Origin of the sequence: Methylobacillus gramineus, from assembly GCF_020532675.1 — a bacterium.
Lineage (GTDB): Bacteria > Pseudomonadota > Gammaproteobacteria > Burkholderiales > Methylophilaceae > Methylobacillus > Methylobacillus gramineus.
Genome location: NZ_JAJAVE010000003.1, coordinates 309920 through 328502, shown reverse-complemented (window position 1 = coordinate 328502; position 18583 = coordinate 309920). Strand labels below are relative to the sequence as shown.

Annotated in this window: 17 protein-coding genes; 6 read left to right on the top strand and 11 right to left on the bottom strand. The window is 50.3% G+C overall.

Annotated elements, in window-relative coordinates; all coding sequences use genetic code 11:
• Positions 1–6: 6 nt before the first annotated feature.
• From LG201_RS12080 to LG201_RS12065, 4 genes are read right to left on the bottom strand one after another with little or no spacing between them, the layout of a single operon-like run.
• The gene (locus LG201_RS12080; RefSeq protein ID WP_226772456.1) at positions 7–1050 is read right to left on the bottom strand and encodes a PilW family protein; all 1044 of its coding nucleotides are present in this window, start codon (positions 1048–1050) and stop codon (positions 7–9) included.
• 8 nt (positions 1051–1058) lie between these two features.
• Positions 1059–1511, bottom strand: coding sequence for a type IV pilus modification PilV family protein (locus tag LG201_RS12075; protein ID WP_226772455.1), 453 nt, complete (start codon positions 1509–1511; stop codon positions 1059–1061).
• Positions 1508–2065, bottom strand: a complete 558-nt coding sequence (locus LG201_RS12070) for a GspH/FimT family pseudopilin (protein ID WP_226772454.1) — start codon at positions 2063–2065, stop codon at positions 1508–1510. The genes LG201_RS12075 and LG201_RS12070 overlap by 4 nt, the downstream gene beginning before the upstream one ends.
• Positions 2065–2538, bottom strand: coding sequence for a type IV pilin protein (locus tag LG201_RS12065; RefSeq protein WP_319006057.1), 474 nt, complete (start codon positions 2536–2538; stop codon positions 2065–2067). The genes LG201_RS12070 and LG201_RS12065 overlap by 1 nt, the downstream gene beginning before the upstream one ends.
• A 103-nt stretch (positions 2539–2641) precedes the next feature.
• Here LG201_RS12065 and lptM point away from each other — a divergent pair, with 103 nt between their 5' ends.
• The 3 genes from lptM to LG201_RS12050 are packed head-to-tail and all read left to right on the top strand — an operon-like array spanning position 2642 to position 4257.
• Complete coding sequence (gene lptM, locus LG201_RS12060) at positions 2642–2758, top strand: LPS translocon maturation chaperone LptM (RefSeq protein WP_226772453.1); 117 nt, start codon at positions 2642–2644, stop codon at positions 2756–2758.
• Positions 2759–2775: 17 nt separating this feature from the next.
• Positions 2776–4023: a diaminopimelate decarboxylase gene (gene lysA / locus LG201_RS12055; RefSeq protein ID WP_226772452.1), complete on the top strand. Its 1248-nt coding sequence runs from the start codon at positions 2776–2778 to the stop codon at positions 4021–4023.
• Positions 4024–4068: 45 nt separating this feature from the next.
• On the top strand, positions 4069–4257 hold the full coding sequence (locus tag LG201_RS12050; RefSeq protein WP_226757965.1) for a YqaE/Pmp3 family membrane protein: 189 nt from the start codon (positions 4069–4071) through the stop codon (positions 4255–4257).
• A gap of 48 nt (positions 4258–4305) precedes the next feature.
• Here LG201_RS12050 and LG201_RS12045 read toward each other — a convergent pair whose 3' ends face one another.
• The 7 genes from LG201_RS12045 to purU all read right to left on the bottom strand — a co-directional run bounded on the left by LG201_RS12045 (position 4306) and on the right by purU (position 15957).
• Positions 4306–6021 carry a peptidase domain-containing ABC transporter gene (locus LG201_RS12045; protein ID WP_226772451.1) on the bottom strand — a complete coding sequence of 572 codons (1716 nt, stop codon included), beginning with the start codon at positions 6019–6021 and terminating at the stop codon, positions 4306–4308.
• Positions 6021–9047, bottom strand: a complete 3027-nt coding sequence (locus tag LG201_RS12040; protein WP_226772450.1) for a beta strand repeat-containing protein — start codon at positions 9045–9047, stop codon at positions 6021–6023. The genes LG201_RS12045 and LG201_RS12040 overlap by 1 nt, the downstream gene beginning before the upstream one ends.
• Before the next feature lie 220 nt (positions 9048–9267).
• Positions 9268–10632: a hypothetical protein gene (locus tag LG201_RS12035; RefSeq protein WP_226772449.1), complete on the bottom strand. Its 1365-nt coding sequence runs from the start codon at positions 10630–10632 to the stop codon at positions 9268–9270.
• 43 nt (positions 10633–10675) lie between these two features.
• Positions 10676–11962, bottom strand: coding sequence for an HlyD family type I secretion periplasmic adaptor subunit (locus LG201_RS12030; protein ID WP_226772448.1), 1287 nt, complete (start codon positions 11960–11962; stop codon positions 10676–10678).
• A complete protein-coding gene (locus tag LG201_RS12025) occupies positions 11962–12726 on the bottom strand; it encodes a hypothetical protein (RefSeq protein WP_226772447.1) in 765 nt (254 codons plus the stop codon). Before LG201_RS12025 ends, LG201_RS12030 begins: the two co-directional genes overlap by 1 nt.
• A gap of 13 nt (positions 12727–12739) precedes the next feature.
• Positions 12740–14635, bottom strand: coding sequence for a TolC family protein (locus tag LG201_RS12020; protein WP_226772446.1), 1896 nt, complete (start codon positions 14633–14635; stop codon positions 12740–12742).
• A 467-nt stretch (positions 14636–15102) separates the two neighbouring features.
• Positions 15103–15957 carry a formyltetrahydrofolate deformylase gene (gene purU, locus LG201_RS12015; protein ID WP_226772886.1) on the bottom strand — a complete coding sequence of 285 codons (855 nt, stop codon included), beginning with the start codon at positions 15955–15957 and terminating at the stop codon, positions 15103–15105.
• A gap of 187 nt (positions 15958–16144) precedes the next feature.
• On the opposite strand from purU, the gene LG201_RS12010 reads away from it, so the two are divergent.
• From LG201_RS12010 to ispH, 3 genes are read left to right on the top strand one after another with little or no spacing between them, the layout of a single operon-like run.
• Positions 16145–16693, top strand: a complete 549-nt coding sequence (locus LG201_RS12010; protein ID WP_226772445.1) for a GyrI-like domain-containing protein — start codon at positions 16145–16147, stop codon at positions 16691–16693.
• Positions 16690–17604: a CobD/CbiB family protein gene (locus LG201_RS12005; RefSeq protein WP_226772444.1), complete on the top strand. Its 915-nt coding sequence runs from the start codon at positions 16690–16692 to the stop codon at positions 17602–17604. Before LG201_RS12010 ends, LG201_RS12005 begins: the two co-directional genes overlap by 4 nt.
• Before the next feature lie 44 nt (positions 17605–17648).
• Entirely contained in the window at positions 17649–18575 is a 927-nt protein-coding gene (gene ispH / locus LG201_RS12000; protein WP_226772443.1) for a 4-hydroxy-3-methylbut-2-enyl diphosphate reductase, read from the top strand.
• The last annotated feature ends 8 nt before the right edge of the window (positions 18576–18583 follow it).

Below are 18583 nucleotides of genomic sequence, written 5' to 3'. Positions count from 1 at the left end.
TCACCCCTATGATTTCCAGAGCATGTTACGGAGCACAACCGTCGTCTCAAAAACACGATAGCGGTAATGCTTCCAGTCTGGCAATGTTGCTACATGGGCAAATGATCCGCCAGCCCAAGAAGGAATATTCTGGGTCACTTCACTAGCATCCCGTTTTTGACTACGCGCAACCACCCCTACCCTCACAGCGAGTACAAGCGCCCACTCGGGAGATGAAACAGGAGTATCCTTAGTATATTTTCCAACCACTAGTGGATTACTAAGATCAGTATTCACACCGTATTCAGCTTGCATATCCACTATGCCATCCGCTAATAACTCTGGTACGTTTTCACCAAATTCAGAAAACACCTGCAAGCCTCCCTCAACGACACGGAGTTGATTACTCACCGGACGAGCACCCAAATTAAATAACTTGGCATTTGCGCTATAAGTGAAATCGGCGGGCGGAGAGAGTCCCCCTGTCGGGTTATACCTACCTGATCCTGTATGTTCTATCGCATTAGATGGCGCAGATGGGGTTGCAGTCACTTGGGAAAGCGCACAAGGTTTACCAGCCTCAGCAATCAAGAGGACATCTCCTTGAATATTCTTGCTTGCATTCGGCCCATTGAAACCAAATCGATTGGCTACCCTAAAATTCGACGAGGGCCCTGTCATTGAAGCAATCAGCGCAACCGGGACATTCACCATGGAGGCACTACCATAATTAACTTGAATCTGATCGGGATTAGTACCTGTACCCTGAGTAATCAATACCGGCACAAATGAAAAAGCTATGGATCTAGCATGTACATTGTCATAACCCTTAACTGCACATCCGGCAAATTCCATGGTTTTATTCGTCCCATAGCCAGCTTGCCGAATATCTCGCTCCATCGCCATTAGAGCCAATGCCGCATTTTGCTGAGCATCACCACCAGACATGGTAGTCCGGTTACTATCTTGAGAAATCGACAGCACTTGCGCAATGACTAACAGGCCTAACAGACCTATTACCATTCCCACCATCACCTCCACCAAACTGAAACCCCTATAATTTTTTTTCATTATCTGTCTCAAGGATTGGTATTGATATACGCAACTGTAGTGTAGCTATGTGCCTCTGTTTCTGCGGGCGTTTGCCAGAAAACAGTTACTGTTGCGGTAAATCCAGCTGTCGCATCCCCAGCGATAAGCACTATAGGTGCTTTATTTTCTGCTCCTGGCAAACGGGTTTTTACATCGGCAAGCCACAACGCCAAATCAGGCGAAGTGCCGCCCGGCAAACCGTAATTGGCAATTCCTGCAGAACCTGCTGTCCATATATTGGCTACCAATCGATTCGCAAGATAACTCGCTTCAAGACGATATTGAGAATCCGATACCGTTTTCATGGCTGAGGCCTGTAAACCAACAATGGCCAGAATACCCATGGAAAAAATCAGAATACCTATCAACCCTTCAAGCAAGATAGAGCCTTGCTGCTTGCTTAATATTGGTAGCTTCCCAACTTCTTCTATAGACTTCATGCACATACTCTAGGGTCTCCCACAGTCGTCACATTAGGGTCACAAAAATGCACACTGCCACCCCTAATCAAAATACGCATATTGCGCGCATCAGCTGCATCAATTTGTGTCGAGCTCATATCCAGCTGACGCAATACATTGCTACCATCGTTATTAAAAGTGACTCGCCCTAAACCATTAAATGTCACTTTGTTCGCGGCAGCAGGCAACGCATCTATCGTCGCAGCGGTTGCACCTTCAACTGAAGGCTTTTCCTGTATGACTTCTGGGCAATCATCAACCCCATCTGAGTCACTATCAGCGACTACCACCTGGCAACCCACCGACCAGGATGGCCCAGCACCTAATGTGAAGATCACATTGGCATTACGGCGTATCGCTTCAGCTCTGGCAAGTTGCAACCCATTATTCAAGCCATCTGCTGCTGACCTTATCTGGAAATTAACAAGCATGATGCGAAAACTGGGAATAGCAACGGCAAGCAATATCGCCACAATACTCATGGTGATTACCAATTCCACCAAGGTAAGCCCTTTTTGACATGTAGCCTTCATCAGCAAGTGCCACCATGTTTTGTAATCCAACAATTTGCAGGTACCGTTGCTTCAGGAAATTCTGTAGTCCGTCGCGCATTATCTTGATTGATGGTGAAGCCATATCCACTCATTCCCTCTGTTGCAACTCCAGAAGCAGTAATGAGGAAAGTTTGATTGCCATTAGGATTACTGCATGCATAAGTGAAATATCGCACCGCAGGACTAGCTGGCATTGCCACCTGGGCACAGTCATAGATGCGCCTGTCCTGATAACTGCGCTCCATACGGTTTCTGACATCAGACAATTGGGAAATAGCTTCTGCCACCTTGGCGCGAGCCACATATCTTGAATAGGCTGGGACAGCAATTGACGCTAGGATTGCAATGATAGCCACCACAATCATGAGCTCAATCAACGTAAATCCTTTATTGCTGAACCGCATATACTTCCCCTTTTCTACAAACATATCTTCCTTAAAAACTGACGCCATATCCACCCTCAGCCGATATGCGGCAATCCTGCACAGACAAGCGGTCTATCTTCGGAGGACTCCCGCCTTTATGCTAAAATAAAATCTTTGAATTAATTACACAATGCGCACAATCCTGTTCATTCTGATTGCCAGCTTAATGCTTGTTGCCTGTGGTACCAAAGGGGATTTATACATCCCCGAGCAAGAGTACCCGCAAAACAACACTCCGCAAAAATAACTTTCTTGAGCCAGCCCTTGACTTCATTTAATCTCAAAAACGGCACGCTGCACGCCGAAAATGTTCCATTTACTGACATCGCAACAGAATTTGGTACTCCGTGTTACGTGTACTCCAGACAAGCATTGGAATCCGCATTCACGCAGTTTCAAGCCGGATTTGCAGCGACAGACCATATGGTCTGCTTTGCAGTCAAATCCAATCCCAGCCTAGCAGTGCTTAACCTGTTTGCCCGCCTGGGTGCAGGGTTTGATATTGTGTCTGGCGGGGAGCTTGCACGTGTGCTTGCTGCAGGTGGCGATCCAGCCAAGATAGTCTTCTCTGGTGTAGGCAAAACTACAGCCGAAATGAAGGCCGCACTACAAGCAGGCATTTATTGTTTTAACGTCGAATCAGCCAGTGAACTTGAGCGATTAAATACTGTGGCAGGGCAATTAGGTAAAACAGCACCTGTGTCGTTGCGCGTTAATCCCAACGTTGATGCCAAAACTCATCCTTATATTTCAACCGGACTGAAGAACAACAAATTCGGCGTGGCATACGAAGATGCATTTAGCTTATATCAACGTGCAGCGCGCTTACCCAATATTGCCGTCCATGGCGTTGATTGTCACATTGGGTCTCAGCTGACTGAACTTTCCCCATTCCTCGATGCTTTTGATCGCGTACTGGTCCTGGTCGACCAACTTGAAGCAGCTGATATTCACATACAACATATTGATGTCGGTGGTGGTATCGGCATTTGTTATGCAGATGAAACCCCTCCTGAGTTTTCCGCCTATGCGCAAGCCATGCTGGCAAAACTAGGCAACCGTAAAGTCAAGCTGGTGTTTGAACCTGGTCGCGCATTAGTCGGCAATGCAGGTGCCTTGCTTACCAAGGTGGAATATCTCAAACATACCGAATCCAAGAATTTTGCGATTGTGGATGCCGCCATGAACGACCTGATGCGCCCTGCACTTTATGATGCATATCATGACATTGCAGCGATCACTCCAGCATCAGACGGTGAAAGCGCTGTCTACGAGATCGTAGGCCCGGTATGTGAAAGCGGTGATTTCCTGGGTCATGATCGTACTCTGTCGCTGAAACAGGATGATTTGCTTGCCATTTTATCGGCAGGCGCTTATGGCATGAGCATGAGTTCTAATTACAACACACGCCCGAGAGCAGCTGAAGTCATGGTAGATGGCGACAAAGTACATCTCATCCGCCAGCGTGAAACGATAGAGCAGTTATTCGCCCTGGAAAAGATTCTGGGCTAAACTGGTACTCAATAAGACACAGAAAAAGATGAAGAGGATATTCAAATGCGCCTGATACTTGCTATTTTCCTGCCCTGGTTGCAGTTTTTCACCATAGGCCGTCCAATTGCCGGCATCATTTGCCTGATTTTGCAAATCACCGTGATTGGCTGGATTCCAGCTGCAATCTGGTCGGTATACGCATTAAGCGAATATAAGACAGATCAGAAAATTCAGAGAGCCATGCAGAAGTAAACAACAACAAAGCCAGCAATTGCTGGCTTTTTATTTATCTATATCCTCTTAAGCAGGCCGCAACAGTTTTTCCTTAGTCCCATCGGCCACAATCTTTCCACCGTCCATCGCCACAATACGTTGCACCGCAGACATCATGGCGGCACTGTGACTAATCATGATAAGATTTCCGTTGCCCACCAACTGCGGTAAACGCGTCGCAAGTAACTGCTCACCTTCTGGATCCAGGCCCAGGCTGGGCTCATCCAGCAAAAGTATGGAGCTTTGTTGGGCAAAAGCTCGCGCCAATGCCACTTTCTGCCGCTGCCCTCCTGAGAGATTGCTCCCACGATCAGCAATCGCCATGGTCAAAGTTAACCTGCCCTGACGTAACTCTTCATCAAGACCGGATGCCCACAGTGCCTGCTCCATGCGCTCGCTTTGCGGTTTCACCCCTGCCAATAACAAGTTGGCTTCCAGCGTACCCGCAAACAATACCGGATCCTGCGGTTTATACGCCATCCACTTGGCACGATCTGCTGGTGAAATAGCATGCAACTCGTAACCATCAATCAGCACTTCGCCTTCATCCACGATACTCAAGCCAGCAATCGCTTTGAGTAATGTCGTCTTGCCTGCACCAGGCCGTCCCAGCAGCCCGATTTTCTCACCAGAGACAATGTTCAACGTTACGTTTTCAAGAGCAGCAGGGCGATCAGGATACCGTTTGGTCAAACGCAACAAGGTTATATCGCCTTTAGCTTGCGGCTTACTAACAGCAAATGAGGCATGAGGAGCCGATTGCTCTACCTCATTGCTTATACCTTGCGCCTCCTTGCCACTTTCAAGCAGTCCATCCATGCGCTTGGCAGAACGGGTAAAGTCTTCCCATTTTCCCAACACCAGGTACAAAGACGTCACCAGCATCATGGCGCGAGCAGCAAGTAATGAACAGGCAATCAGCCCACCCACCGACAATGTCCGCGCCTCTATCAGGTAAGCCCCCAACGCAAGTACTGACACCGTGGTGAATGTCATCATGCCAGCAGACAACGTATTGCTATGACTTGCAGACAGGCGACGCGCAGCCTCCAGCTCACTCACTGTCTCAGATTGAGTACGCCAGCCTTGCAACAATCCCGTTACGCCCGGCACCGTGCGTACAATCTCCATGCCTTGCAGCACTTCGCCGATATACGCCATGCGCTGCGTGGATTTATGTTCTGTCTCGCGATTAAGCCTGAGCGTCTGCAGCTGAAGCAGATAACCTATTCCAGCATAAAGCAGGGTCAACACCCCGACCAGAATCATCACGGGCCAGGCGATAAAACCGATCACCAGCATATAAAGCAGGTAAAACGGCAAATCAGCTATGGCGAGTAAATAGGTGGATGAAACAAAATTAAGCGCGTTGGTCAGGTCACGATAATGCGCCAGGAAAGTGGCCACTCCACCCGCAGGCATATCGCGATCCGCCAGCAGTTTATGCCAGAGACCTTCATCCGTCTTTCGTGCCATATCTGCCGCCACGCGTTCCACCGTCCAGTTACGGGTGACGCGCATGCCAACATCCAGCGCAATAAAGATCATCATGCCAATCACCAGCGCCCATAGCGTCTCAAAAACGCCATTGCTGACGATTTTGTCGTACACCAGCATGGAAAACAGCGGCAGGAGGATTTGGCCGCTGTTGATTAGAAGACTGGAGAGGCCTACCTCAAGCCATTGAGATTTGAGTAACAACCATAAGGAGTCAAATGGGCGGTGTGTTATTGGTGCTCCCATTAGACAGTTTGCCAAGTAACCTGCGCAATTGCCACATTAGTACTATTGTAGATAGTGTAGACGCCGTCTGAGAGGCTATTAAAGTTACTAACTATCGGATCATTGGGAGCAGTACCTAAACGAATATACTCACCAGTATTCAACGCAAAGTTGAGATTATCTTCACCGCCATGTTGGAGTACCAAAGCTGTATTGCCGACAGCCGTTGAGCTGCCTGTGACAATACTTTTTATGCTGGCTGAGTCAACAGTCAGAGTGGTAGATATAGCATTGGTGTCGCCTTGAATGTTTAATATATCAATATTTTTAACTAGGCTACTCAATGTAGAGAGGGCATAGCCTGAGCCGTTGAAGCCACTTAGAATTAAAGTGTCAGTATCTGCACCACCATCAATACTGGCAAATCGATTGGCGAAGTTATTTGCTCCATTCGAAGCATCTACTGATCCCAAGATCGTATCATTGCCACTTCCAGCTAGAACAGTGTCTTTTCCTTGCCTTGCATCAATCCAGTCATTGCCAGCACCAGCTTCAATGCGATTGCTACCACTGCTACCAATAATGATGTCGTTGCCGCTTGTACCGATCGCATTCTGAATAGTTTCTAGTCTGTCTTGGCTACTTAAGGCAGGAATTGAAGTATCTTTAATGTTAGTAGACTGAGCTGCAATCGTGTATTGATTCCCACCGATGGTGATTGTACGATTAGTGGTGCTTAAGTTGATCAGACTGAAGTCGTTGGTAGCGTTTGTACCGGATGAGTATTCATAACTTACCGTATTGTTACCAGCGCCCCCAACCAAAGTATCTTGTCCTCCTCCACCCATTAGCGTGTCATCACCCACTCCCCCTTCGATGCGATTATTCTGTGTATTGCCTCTGAGCAGGTCGTTCCCATCACCTCCAGTTAGATTTTGAATACCATTCATGTATTCATCAGTCGCAACATTTCCAGTTGATGTAATAATGGCCTTAGGAGTATTGGCTCCATGATTGACATATCCCCATCCTGTGCCATCATTATTCAGATATGCATATACATGCTGGCTTGAACTCATTGTTTCATAACTGGCAGTATTGTTACCTATGCCATTTGATAAATCACCGCCATACAGTTTGTTATTTCCTGTACCACCAATTAACCTGTCATTACCACCACCACCAATCAATGAGTCATCACCGCCGCCGCCATTGAGAGTGTCATTGGCTACACCACCTTGAATATTATTGTTTGAATTATTACCGGTCAGGTTGTTGATAGCGGTAGCTGAGCCGGTAATATGGGTGAAATGATATAAGTCATCTGCGGGAGATGAGCCAATCTTACCGGAGCCTTTCGCGTCACCATTTCCTAACGTTACAGTAACGGTACCTGTAGCATTGAGATAGCTTAGGGTGTTGTTATTGCCACTACCGCCATCCAGGGTATCGCCAGCAGTTCCAGTATTGGCGATACCTTCAATCGTATCATCCCCATTTCCGCCTAAAATGGAGTTGGCATTTTGATCACCAATCAAGTGGTCATTGCCGCCCGAGCCAACAACATTCTCGATATTGCTCAAAGTGTCCTTGGTATTACTGCCATTCAGCCCATCCCACCATGCCCTACCAGCACGCAAATCAACAAAGACTGACTGGCTCACATTGATATAGCTAATAGCGTCCGAATCGCTAGTTGCCCCAGAAGCGGTATTCTCACCTCCATCAATAATGTTGTTGCCTGTACCAACAATGATTAAATCATTGCCTGCTCCACCATTAATGATGTTATCTCCGTTGCCAGCCACGATAGTGTCATTACCAGCACCACCATTTAATGTGCTATTTCCATTGCCAGAAACTATAGAATCATTACCTGCACCTGCGGTGACTCGATTATCCCCATCACCAGCATTGATGTCATAGCCAAGACCGCGGGCTGGTAAAACAAATAATGCATTACCTTTAGCATCAACTGCGGCAAAATCAGCCTCAGTAGTTGCATCTCGATAACTGAAATAAAAGTCCTTGGCTACCTGAAAGCTGAGTGGGCCTGATGATCCTTTAATGACCGCTTGTAGTGTAAAGTCTTGATTGATGACAGCAATGCCATCTGCCGTGAGTGGATAAACAACTTCCAGACTTACACCAAATGACCCATCAGCCTGCTGCACTAATGCATCGGCTGAAATGGCCCACCCATCAGCAGTTGGGACTATAGATCCGGGGCTTCCAGTACTGAGTCTTAATGTAACACCTGCTGGAAGATTGGTAGGAATAATGACAAATGAATCAACCGTGTTAAATCCGTTGGTTGAAATGAATAGATTTTTACTCCACTCATTGCCGGAAAATTGCGAGCTCGTAGTGATGACATCATTTCCAGCATTGCTACCTGTGATAATTTCTCGGTAAGCTTGCGCTGCTGCTTCCCCAGCATTTGTCGTATGAGTAGCATCATTGGGATCACGAGCACCCGTTGGCAAATCAGTTCTAAATGCGGTACCTGTCTTGAACTCTGCACTCACGTATAGCTTGCCATCAATCACAGGAAACCCAATGTTTTGTAAATTCTGTAATGTCTCAGTCGTTTCAATCCGATTACCAACGCGATAAGTAGCAGGCTGATCCACCCGCGGCGGAATAATCGCGTCCATCATCTCGCCGCTGTTGTTACCGCGGCCATTGATGCTGCCACGCTGAACTTGCGATGCCTGGGGCAGGGTGGGTGCTTGTGGCAAGGGAGCGGCAGGGGCAGCGGGAACCGCTGTTTGCGGATTCATCGCCATGAACAGGGAGCTGTAATCAATTTCGTCAGGTTGCAGCTCGGTGAGGCGGGTATCAATGTTTTCACTGATGATACGCAGGTTGCCTGCGTCAGCAGCATCCACAGTACCCACCTGTTTGAACAGGTCTGTGAGGCTGGTGTTGAACTGATCGCCGAACTGTACTTTGGCAGCATCCGGCTCCAAGGCATCCAGTGCACCGTTGGGGATAATGACAAAAGTACCATCGGCAAACCCTAGCACCAGATCAACGTCGGCCACATCGACGGATTTCAGTGCGCCGTGGCTTTCCGTCAGGCGGATGACGCCATCTGCATCGGCATTGACGCGCGTAACGTTGGTCACGTGGTTTTGCTTGGTACTTGGTCCGTTACGTTGCTCAGTGACTGCGGGTTGGGTAATTGCCATGATCTGGTACTCCTTGCTATCGATTTACCACCAGCTTCAGCCGGTGGCGTTTACAACATGGTGCCTATATCGCTTAACGGCGATTCTGGCCACTGGATTGTTTATTTGCCTCTTCGAGCAGGCCTTCCATCAATGCACGCTGTTCAGCGGGCGAGAATCTGCCCATCATTTCAGTAATATTGGTGCGCAGTTCCATCGAGTCATCGGTCATACGCGTCATCATGTCGCTCATGCGCGCAAGGTCAGTCCCCTGGCGTACTGTCGTCTGGATCAACTCAGAGAAATGATCATTCAGCTGGGTTAGCATGTCCGCATTACCACGTTCCATCAGGCTCAAGATCGTCCCAAGCTGGCGGCCTACACGTTGCAACTCACCGCGGAACTGCGAAACGGATTCGTTGTGATCGGCCATGGCACGCATCATTTCACTGCGCTGCTTGCTGAAGTTATCCAGCTCCGCCTGCAATGCCCTATCCTGCAAACGCGAGGATTCACTCAGGCGCTCCTCAATACGGCGCAATACGCGAATTTCTTCAGTTGCAATTTCACGGCGGAACTTGAGTTCTGCTGGATCCATACCTGCAATGTGTCCACCACCAGTGCCAATCAAGCCACCTACGCTATCCAGCACCACTGGTTCAGCGCCCCCCACAACCAGGCCATTGCCCTGATTCTGTTGTGTAACTGCAGTACGAGTAAGGGCTTGCTCAATATGTTGCGCAACCTCAGAGCCAAGCAGGGAAAGCACTTCCTGGCTACAGCGACGCACCGCAACCATCATGAAACCCAAAATAATGGAACCTAACAAACCATAGAGTGATGCAGAGAAGGCAATCCCCATGGAGCGCATAGGTGCACGCATACGTGCCACCATGTCACGGAATACTTCCACCGGGCTATCGACCGCCAAATTAACCGTGGCAAAACTGGAAATCAGGGAAGCAATGTCATCCAACGTGGCCAACAAACCGATGAATGTACCCAGCAGGCCCAGACCCACCAGCAGGCTGGTCAAGAACTGGGGCAAGGCATTGCGGTTCACCAGGCGACGCCCGGCGCTGTTCAGCTCGGCATCAATCGCGACTTGTTCCTGGTGGGCAATGCCACGGCCACTGGATGTTGCCATCATGCGCAACACGTAGGCAATATCTCCGTCGTATGCCTGTGCCCTGTCTTGCAGTTGGGCCGGGCCTTCTCCTGATTGTATCGCCGAGGTGAAGTCATCTAGCCTGGCCGCCTCTTTAAGCAGGCGGTGCACAGTCATCAGAATCAGGATGCCACCGAGCAGGGTGATGAAAAAGATCACATAATTGATCTGCGGATGTGGATTCTCGACCAGAGTTTTCAGAATAGCGTTGTGATAAAAAGCCGCGCCCAGCAACAATAGAACGAATGGCAATGCCGCGTAAAAATAATAGATTCTTAGTCGCTTAAGCATGAGGATCTTACCTTTAACAAATAATCTTAAAATTGATCTTGAATTATCTTGGATCGCGGAATACACGATCCCCGAACCGCATCATCGGCGACAGCAGATAGGAAAGGACCGTACGCTTGCCTACCACAATATCCGCTGTAACCGACATACCAGGAGAAATCGGCCCAGCCGCTTTGGCCAGTTTGATGTCACTGATACTCCCTACATCTACCCTCACCCGGTAGTAATAACCTTCGTGTTCATCAAACAATGTATCTGCACTCACTTCAGTCACCTTGCCAGGCAATGCTCCATAGGTCGCGTAGTCAAATGCCCCTATGCGCACCCGTGCTGGCAATCCATTGCGCAGGTTGGCCCGGTCATCCGGCCTGGATTTGGTTTCCACCACGATATGTTCATCTTCTGGTGTGATCTCCAGCAAAGGCTCACCCGGGCGAATCACGCCACCTACCGTAGACAACATCATGCGATTAATAAAACCTGCCATGGGCGCACGTACCACATTGCGGTCCAGGCGATCTGCACTCGTTTCAAACTCAAGCGTGGAGCGTTGTAACTCAGCTCTCACATCAGTGAGTTGCGCGGTGGCATCTGCCCGGAAGCGCGCCCACAGCTCACCAATTTTGGATTCACTCTCCGATTGCGCAGCTCTCAGCCTAGGCAATGTCGCTTCCGCTTCCTTAAGCTGAGACTCCATGCGCTGTAGTCTGCTTTCTGCATCCAGCAACTCCATCTTGGATGCCGCACCATTCTTTTGCAGGCCATCAACCAGCTTGTGTTGCTGGCGGGCCAGGTCAATTTCAATCACCAGGTTTTTACGCCTGGTTTCAATTTCTGCAATCTCGCCACGTCTTTGCGCACTCTGATCACGTAACACGCGCGACTCTTCATTCACACTGGATACCCGCGCCTGCAAAGCCGCTGACTCCACTTGCCTGACCTCAGGATCATGCAGATCGACTGGGAAATCAATACTGGTCTTGCCCCTGGCTTCAGCCAGCAATCGCGCTTCACGACCGCGCAATGAATCACGCTTGGTACGCTCTTGTCCAAGATCTGAGCGCACCTTGATATCCGTCAATTCCACCAATGGCTGGCCGGCCTTGACCACTTCACCTTCCTGAACCAGGATGGTACGCACGATGCCGCCTTCCAGATGCTGCACAATCTGTGCCTTGCCTGCCGGTACAACACGGCCCACTGTGCGCACAATCAGGTCTACCTGTGCCAGAGCCGCCCATGTCAACAAGCTGGCAACTGCAAGCACCACAACCAGTACAAAGGCGCGCTGCGGTGTCATGGCAGCCCATTGACGGCTTACCCAGCTCATCACTCGGACTTGCTTGCTGCCGGGATCACCGACACCAGCGAACTATCCGACCTTGCATTGCCATCTACGATAGACACATTGATGCGATCAGCAGGCAGTTTCATCTCGATCAGGAGATTACGCACCGCCATGGCACGATAGAAAGCCAGACGGCGTGCCTCGGTAAAGCCTGGAGGCACTGTGACTTCCAGCGTTGCGGCACCCCTTTCAACAATCGCCTCCAACGGGCCGCGCAAGCCTGTTGCTTCATCGCTGGAGATGGTAATGGCATCATCCACGAAGTCCACCACCAAGCCACCCTGTGTCCCTTGTACCGTCATGCTTGGTTCTTCAGCCCTGATACTGGCCGTAACCACTCGACGCGGGCCACCTTTACCGATGGATTTCTCATGCTGCAATGCGGCCAGCTCTTCCTTGAGACGCTTGGCTTCCTGATCCTTGCCCTTCAAGGCTGCCAGTTGCAGCTGCAAAGCATCCACCTGCAAACGCAACCTGGCAGCATCGTCATCCGATTGATTGGAAGTAGGTTCAATCGCCTCCATATCAGACGGGGTCAATTGTGAGACTTTCAACTGCTGCTCACTGGGCGGTGCCACCGGGGTTTCTGCAGTGACATGGCGGCGTCCCAGCTCCATCGCAAAGATAAATACGGCGATGGTCATGATGACGACAACAAACAACAGATTCAGTACCAGATTACTGACGGCGTCGACGTAACCTGGCCAGAAAATCCCGCTGTCTTCCTGTTCGTGATCAACTTGCATGCATATTCCTCTTTTATTCCTTGATCAATGGCACAGCAGCGCCATCTTCAGCTGGGGTCAGGGGAGTCACCACGGTGCTACCCTCATCAAGCTCTGCATTTTTAGCCGGAGCCGCGCTGAACCCTGGCGTACCCAGGGCAAGGGAAGTGGCAGGCTGCGATTGACCAAGCAAACGGCTGATTTGTGACAAGGCATCAATTTCCTGCGCATGCAGTGTCACCAGTCTGGTGCGAGCCTGATACCGGCGATCATAGACATCCAGCAGATCCAGCAGAGACTGATTACCAGCAAACATTTTCTCGGACATGGAATTTGCCGCTGAGGTAATCGCATTCAACTCGCGATACCCAGCCACCAATTGCTCACGGGAAGATTCGAGAATGGCATATTGTGAAATCATGGCCTGGGTGATACGGCGTTGCAGATCATCCACGCGATAACGTACTTCCTCGATGCGCGACAACTTTTCCTTGGTCATGTAGTAATCACCACCGCCATTCAGCAGGTTCCAGTTCAAGACCACCATAAAGCGCTTGTCGTCCTGCTCACCTACGGGGCCACCTGCGTTATTCGTGGTCAGGCGTGAAAGCTCGAGATCCAGACGCGGGGCATAACGTGTACGCGCCACATTCTGGTCGATCTGTGCCGCTTTTAGCTCTTCACGCAAGGAAGCAATGTCCGGGCTGTTATTCATTGCAATTTTGACCGCATCAGAGGCTGTCTCCGGGATCACGCCCATGTCCTTGCGATCAGGCAGCTGGATTTGCTGGGGGGCCATATTGGTCAGGCGCAAAAACTCCACACTGGCCGCAGAATGGGCAGCTTCCTGCTGGGTGCGGGCAGAACGGGCTGACAGGCTACGCGCACGAACACGTTCTCTATCCGCACTGCTGGAGGCACCTGCATTAGCGCGCTTATCCACATAACTGAACAACTCGTTCAGCTGGTTCTCATATCCAAGAGACAAATCAGCAATCAGGCGGCTAGTGGTCAATCCCAGATAGGCATTAACGGTAGCCAACCATGCATCGCCCTGGCTGCCACGACGGCTTTCTTCGCGGGAGCTGATCACAGCCTGGCGACGCTTCCAGTCATAAATGGATGGTAAGTCCAGTAATGGCTGGCGCAAGGTAATGGCGCGGTCAGTGCGAGTATGGGTAGACTCTTCCATACGCGAGCCAGTACGGGCATCAATCGCAGAAGAAGGCGAGGAAATTTCACGGCCCTTGCCATAACGTACAGACAGATTAGGCAACAGCAAGGCTCTAGCCTGCTTGGATTGTGCCTCAGCCTGGTTCACACGCTCATCCGCCACGTGTACATCCCGGCTGAAATCCACTGCCGCATCGGTTGCACCACGCAAATCCATGGTATCCACGACATTGGCTGGGTTATCAGATGCGCGATTATCGGCGTACTCGCTACTCAGGTACTCATTATGAATTTCATTGGCCACGGCCACTGGGATCGCCCCCACGCCGAACAGGCGCGACAGGCTTAATTCACGGACTTCTGCTACCGACTGCCCTTGGGTAGGCAAGTCCAGGTTGAGCGGCTGCAAACCAATAGGGGAGATGTTGAGCTTGGCAGCTTGTTGAGGCTGGTTTTGCATGGTGTTGGGAACTGCCACAACAGGAGCAGCAGGCGGCTTGGCAAGTTGTTCTGGCGTAGCAGGTGCAATCACCAGTTGCGGCTGTCTCATGCCCTGCTCGGTTGCCCTGACCGCCTCGCTAGCGGCGTTTGCCGCTGCGGTGGCAGCACTAGCTGCAGCAGTGGCTGCAACGGCAGCGGCATTGGCTGCCTGGACGGCTGCATGCGCCGCACTGGAAGCAGCTTGCAAAGGCGTAGCAGGTGCTGTTGTCTGGTCCCCTTGCGGCTCCGCAGCCCAAGCTGCAGAAACCACCAACATAGGCCACGTGCACTTAAGCACGAAGTGTTTACGTTTGCTCAACACATTAAACCCTTACAATTTTTATAATTTGAATGATGATTGTGATGACGCCGCCAGCGAATGGTTACCCATCCAGTCGCTTCAATATAGCCTAGATTCAAGCCCGTCATTGTCAACGATTGTTAACCCACACCCTGCACAACCTTTTGTATTTCAATAAAAACAACCCACACGCTTCAACCATCAGTGCGCAAGTAACATGCCAGCAATCAGCAAGCCTGCATATAAATTCTGCGAGCTAGTCTAAAGGACATGTATGCCCACTGTCAGCGTTTGACCTACCTTTTTAAGGGGTTTTAGTCCGATTGGACTATAGATGAATCAAGCCTGTCGTGCTCCGAGCAGGCGCCGAAAAGCCCGCCCACACAGTGATAGCCGCTGAAAAATCGTCATAGCTGCCGACTTTTCAACGCTTTCTTGCAGGTTTAATCAAAAATGACCGTTTTGTTTGCATAAAGCAGGATACGGTTTTCAATATGCCAGCGCACCGCACGTGATAACACCACACGCTCAAGATCTCGTCCTTTCTGGATCAGGTCTTCCACCTGGTCACGATGAGAGATACGTGCAATATCCTGCTCAATGATAGGACCCTCATCCAATACTTCCGTGACGTAATGGCTGGTAGCCCCAATCAATTTAACGCCTCGTTCGAATGCACGATGATAAGGTCTTGCACCAATAAAGGCCGGCAGGAAAGAGTGATGGATATTGATGACGCGATGTGGATAACGCCTGACAAACTCCGGTGAAAGAATCTGCATATAACGCGCCAGCACGATCAGGTCTACCTGGTGTTCATCAAACAAGGCGAACTGTCGTGCCTCGGCATCGGCTTTATTGTTCTTGGTGACTTCAATATGAACAAACGGGATGTTGTGGAAGGCTGCCAGGCTTTCTGTATCCCGATGGTTGCTGATGATGAGCGGAATATCGCAATCCAGCTCGCCGCTTTTATGGCGGTGCAGTAAATCTACCAGACAGTGATCATACTGTGAGACCATGATGGCCATACGCGGGCGCTTGCGTGAAGCATTGAGCTGCCAGTCCATCTCGAACTGCTCGGCAATTGGCGTAAAGTGCTCGGCAAAGTTGTCCTGATTGATCACTGATCCCTCCAGATCCCACTCCACGCGCATCAGGAACAGGTTATTCTCCGCATCCTGGTGCTGGTCAGCATGCAGGATATTGGCATCATGCCGATAGAGGAAGTCAGCAATCGAGGCAACAATCCCTTTACGATCTGGGCAGGTCACGAGCAGTGTGGCAGTGTTTTTCATCATGGGCTCAGCAGGCGAGTTGGCGCAAAAGGGCTATTATACTGACATTTAAGCCCTATGCAGGTTGACTATATATAACCCTATGGCGCGCATACGGCACTGCGAAAGTGCTGTGAACAGGCCACTGGTATGTGGTATCTTTTCTACAGATAATCAATACAGCCGCCAGCCTCGGCCACACAAGAACGTGAAAAAACAATTACCCTACTTTTTACTGCTATTCCTGATCCCCGTCCTAGTGGTGCTGTGGTGGTGGGGTCTGTTTTCCTCAGCGACTGTTGAAATCAGTGAGCGCGGCAACTATCGCTACGCCTATCTGGAGGCGGAAGGCCCCTACTCCAAACTATCATTGAAGCAGGAGGAAGTTCTCTACGAACTACAACAGCAACACATCAAGCCCGGCCCTGAGATCACGCTGATATTCAGTGATCCACGGACCACATCCTATAAAGAACTACACGCCCGGGCTGGCTTTATCATTACTGCTGACGCCACCCCGGCAGCACCACTGAAAGTCGACACTGTACCCACACGCAAGGTATTCGTTGCACAAATCAAGGCACACCCCCTGCTGGCTTATGGCAAAACCTATTCAAAACTGCTGGAGTTCGTGAAATCCAAGCAAACCACACTGAACCTGCCTACAGTAGAAATCGTGCATGACAGTGTATTATCCGTAGAAATGCCGCTGGAACCCTCCCCACAATCTGAAAAGACTGCAGGAGTAACGCCTTGAATTTTATCGCTCTCATTGGAGCATTAGCGCTCACCTACTATCGACCACATCACAAGCTAGACTGGTTGCAGGAGATTGTTTCCCCGTTTGCCAACCTGCTGGAACGTAACTTCAACGGCGGAAATCGCCTGCAAGGCCTGACTGCGTGGATATTGACCGTATTCGTTCCAAGCCTGCTGATTGGTATCCTGTATTACATACTGCTTGAAATCAACGTCATTCTCGGCATCCTGTTTGGCGTCGTCATTCTCTATTTCACTTTGCGACTCAGCCAGTTCGGTCCACGTGCTGAACAAATCATCGCCGCCTTGCGTGACCGCAATATAGACGAAGCGCGTATTCTGCTCGCCAACTGGGAAAAGGTGGAAACCGATAACCTGAATACAGCACAGATTGCCAAATTAAGCATAGAAACTACCTTGACCCGTGCCCACTACGGCCTGTTCGCCCCTATTTTCTGGTTTGTCATCCTGGGCCCGGCCGGTGCGTTACTCTATAGGCTGTCTCATATCGTGACCATGGAATGGCAACCACAGGAAGCAACGCCATTCAACCAGCTAGCCCGCAAGATATTTTCATGGCTCAACTGGCCACCTTCTTTTGTCACCGCAGGCAGCTTTGCCATTGTGGGTGATTTTGAAGATGCCGTGTATTGCTGGCGTGCGCAGGCAGAAAGCTGGCCGGATAAGGCACTGGGCATGATACTCGCCAGTGGTGCTGGCGCGCTGGGTGTCAGGGTGGGTGAACCTTTACCGCTCAAAGGCGTCTTGGTATTCAGGCCAGAGATTGGCTTGGGAGATGAGGCTGATGCAGATTACCTGCGCAGCGCGGTCGGCTTGGTCTGGCGTGTACTGGTATTAATGATAGGATTATTGTTGTTGCTGACGTTTGCACACTGGCTAGGCCAGTAAATACAAGGTCTGCAGCAGCTCACAAGAGTTACTCAGAGAAAATAATGGAAATAGTATTAGCAAATCCCCGCGGTTTTTGTGCCGGTGTTGATAGAGCGATCATCATCGTTGAGCAGGCGCTGGAGAAATTCGGCGCGCCTATTTATGTGCGCCACGAAGTGGTTCACAACAAATTTGTCGTAGATGACCTGAAAAAGAAGGGCGCGATCTTTGTTGAAGAGCTGGAGGAGGTACCTGCAGGCAACACCGTCATTTTCAGTGCTCATGGCGTTTCAAAAGATGTGCGTGCAGAGGCAGAATCCCGCGGACTACAAGTGTTCGATGCAACCTGCCCACTGGTCACCAAGGTGCATATAGAAGTCGCCAAAATGCGTGCCGCAGGCAAGGAAATCGTCATGATAGGCCATAAAGGTCATCCTGAAGTGGAAGGCACGATGGGGCAGTCTAAAGGTGGCATGTACCTGGTGGAGTCGCCCGAGGATGTCGCCACCCTGATTGTCAAAGATCCTGCCAAACTGGCATATGTAACTCAGACTACCTTATCCATTGATGATGCAGCTTCCATCGTCAGTGCACTGCAGGCAAAATTCCCGGACATCACCCCACCGCGCAGTGATTCTATTTGCTATGCCACCCAGAACCGCCAGGATGCGGTCAAGGTGATGGCCAAGGATTGCGATCTGGTCGTGGTGGTCGGTTCACCCAATAGCTCCAATTCCAACCGCTTGCGAGAAGTGGCGCAAAACCAGGGTATAGAGTCCTATATGGTGGATAACGCCTCATTGCTGGATCCAGCCTGGATCATTGGCAAGAAGCGTGTCGGCGTCTCTGCTGGCGCATCAGCCCCAGAAGTGTTGGTACAGGAAGTGATTGCGAAGCTGAAGGCACTGGGTGCCGCCGATGTACAGGAATTGAATGGTGTAGTGGAAAATGTGGTGTTCAAGATACCAAGAAATTTGGCCGAGGCTTAAGCTGTCAT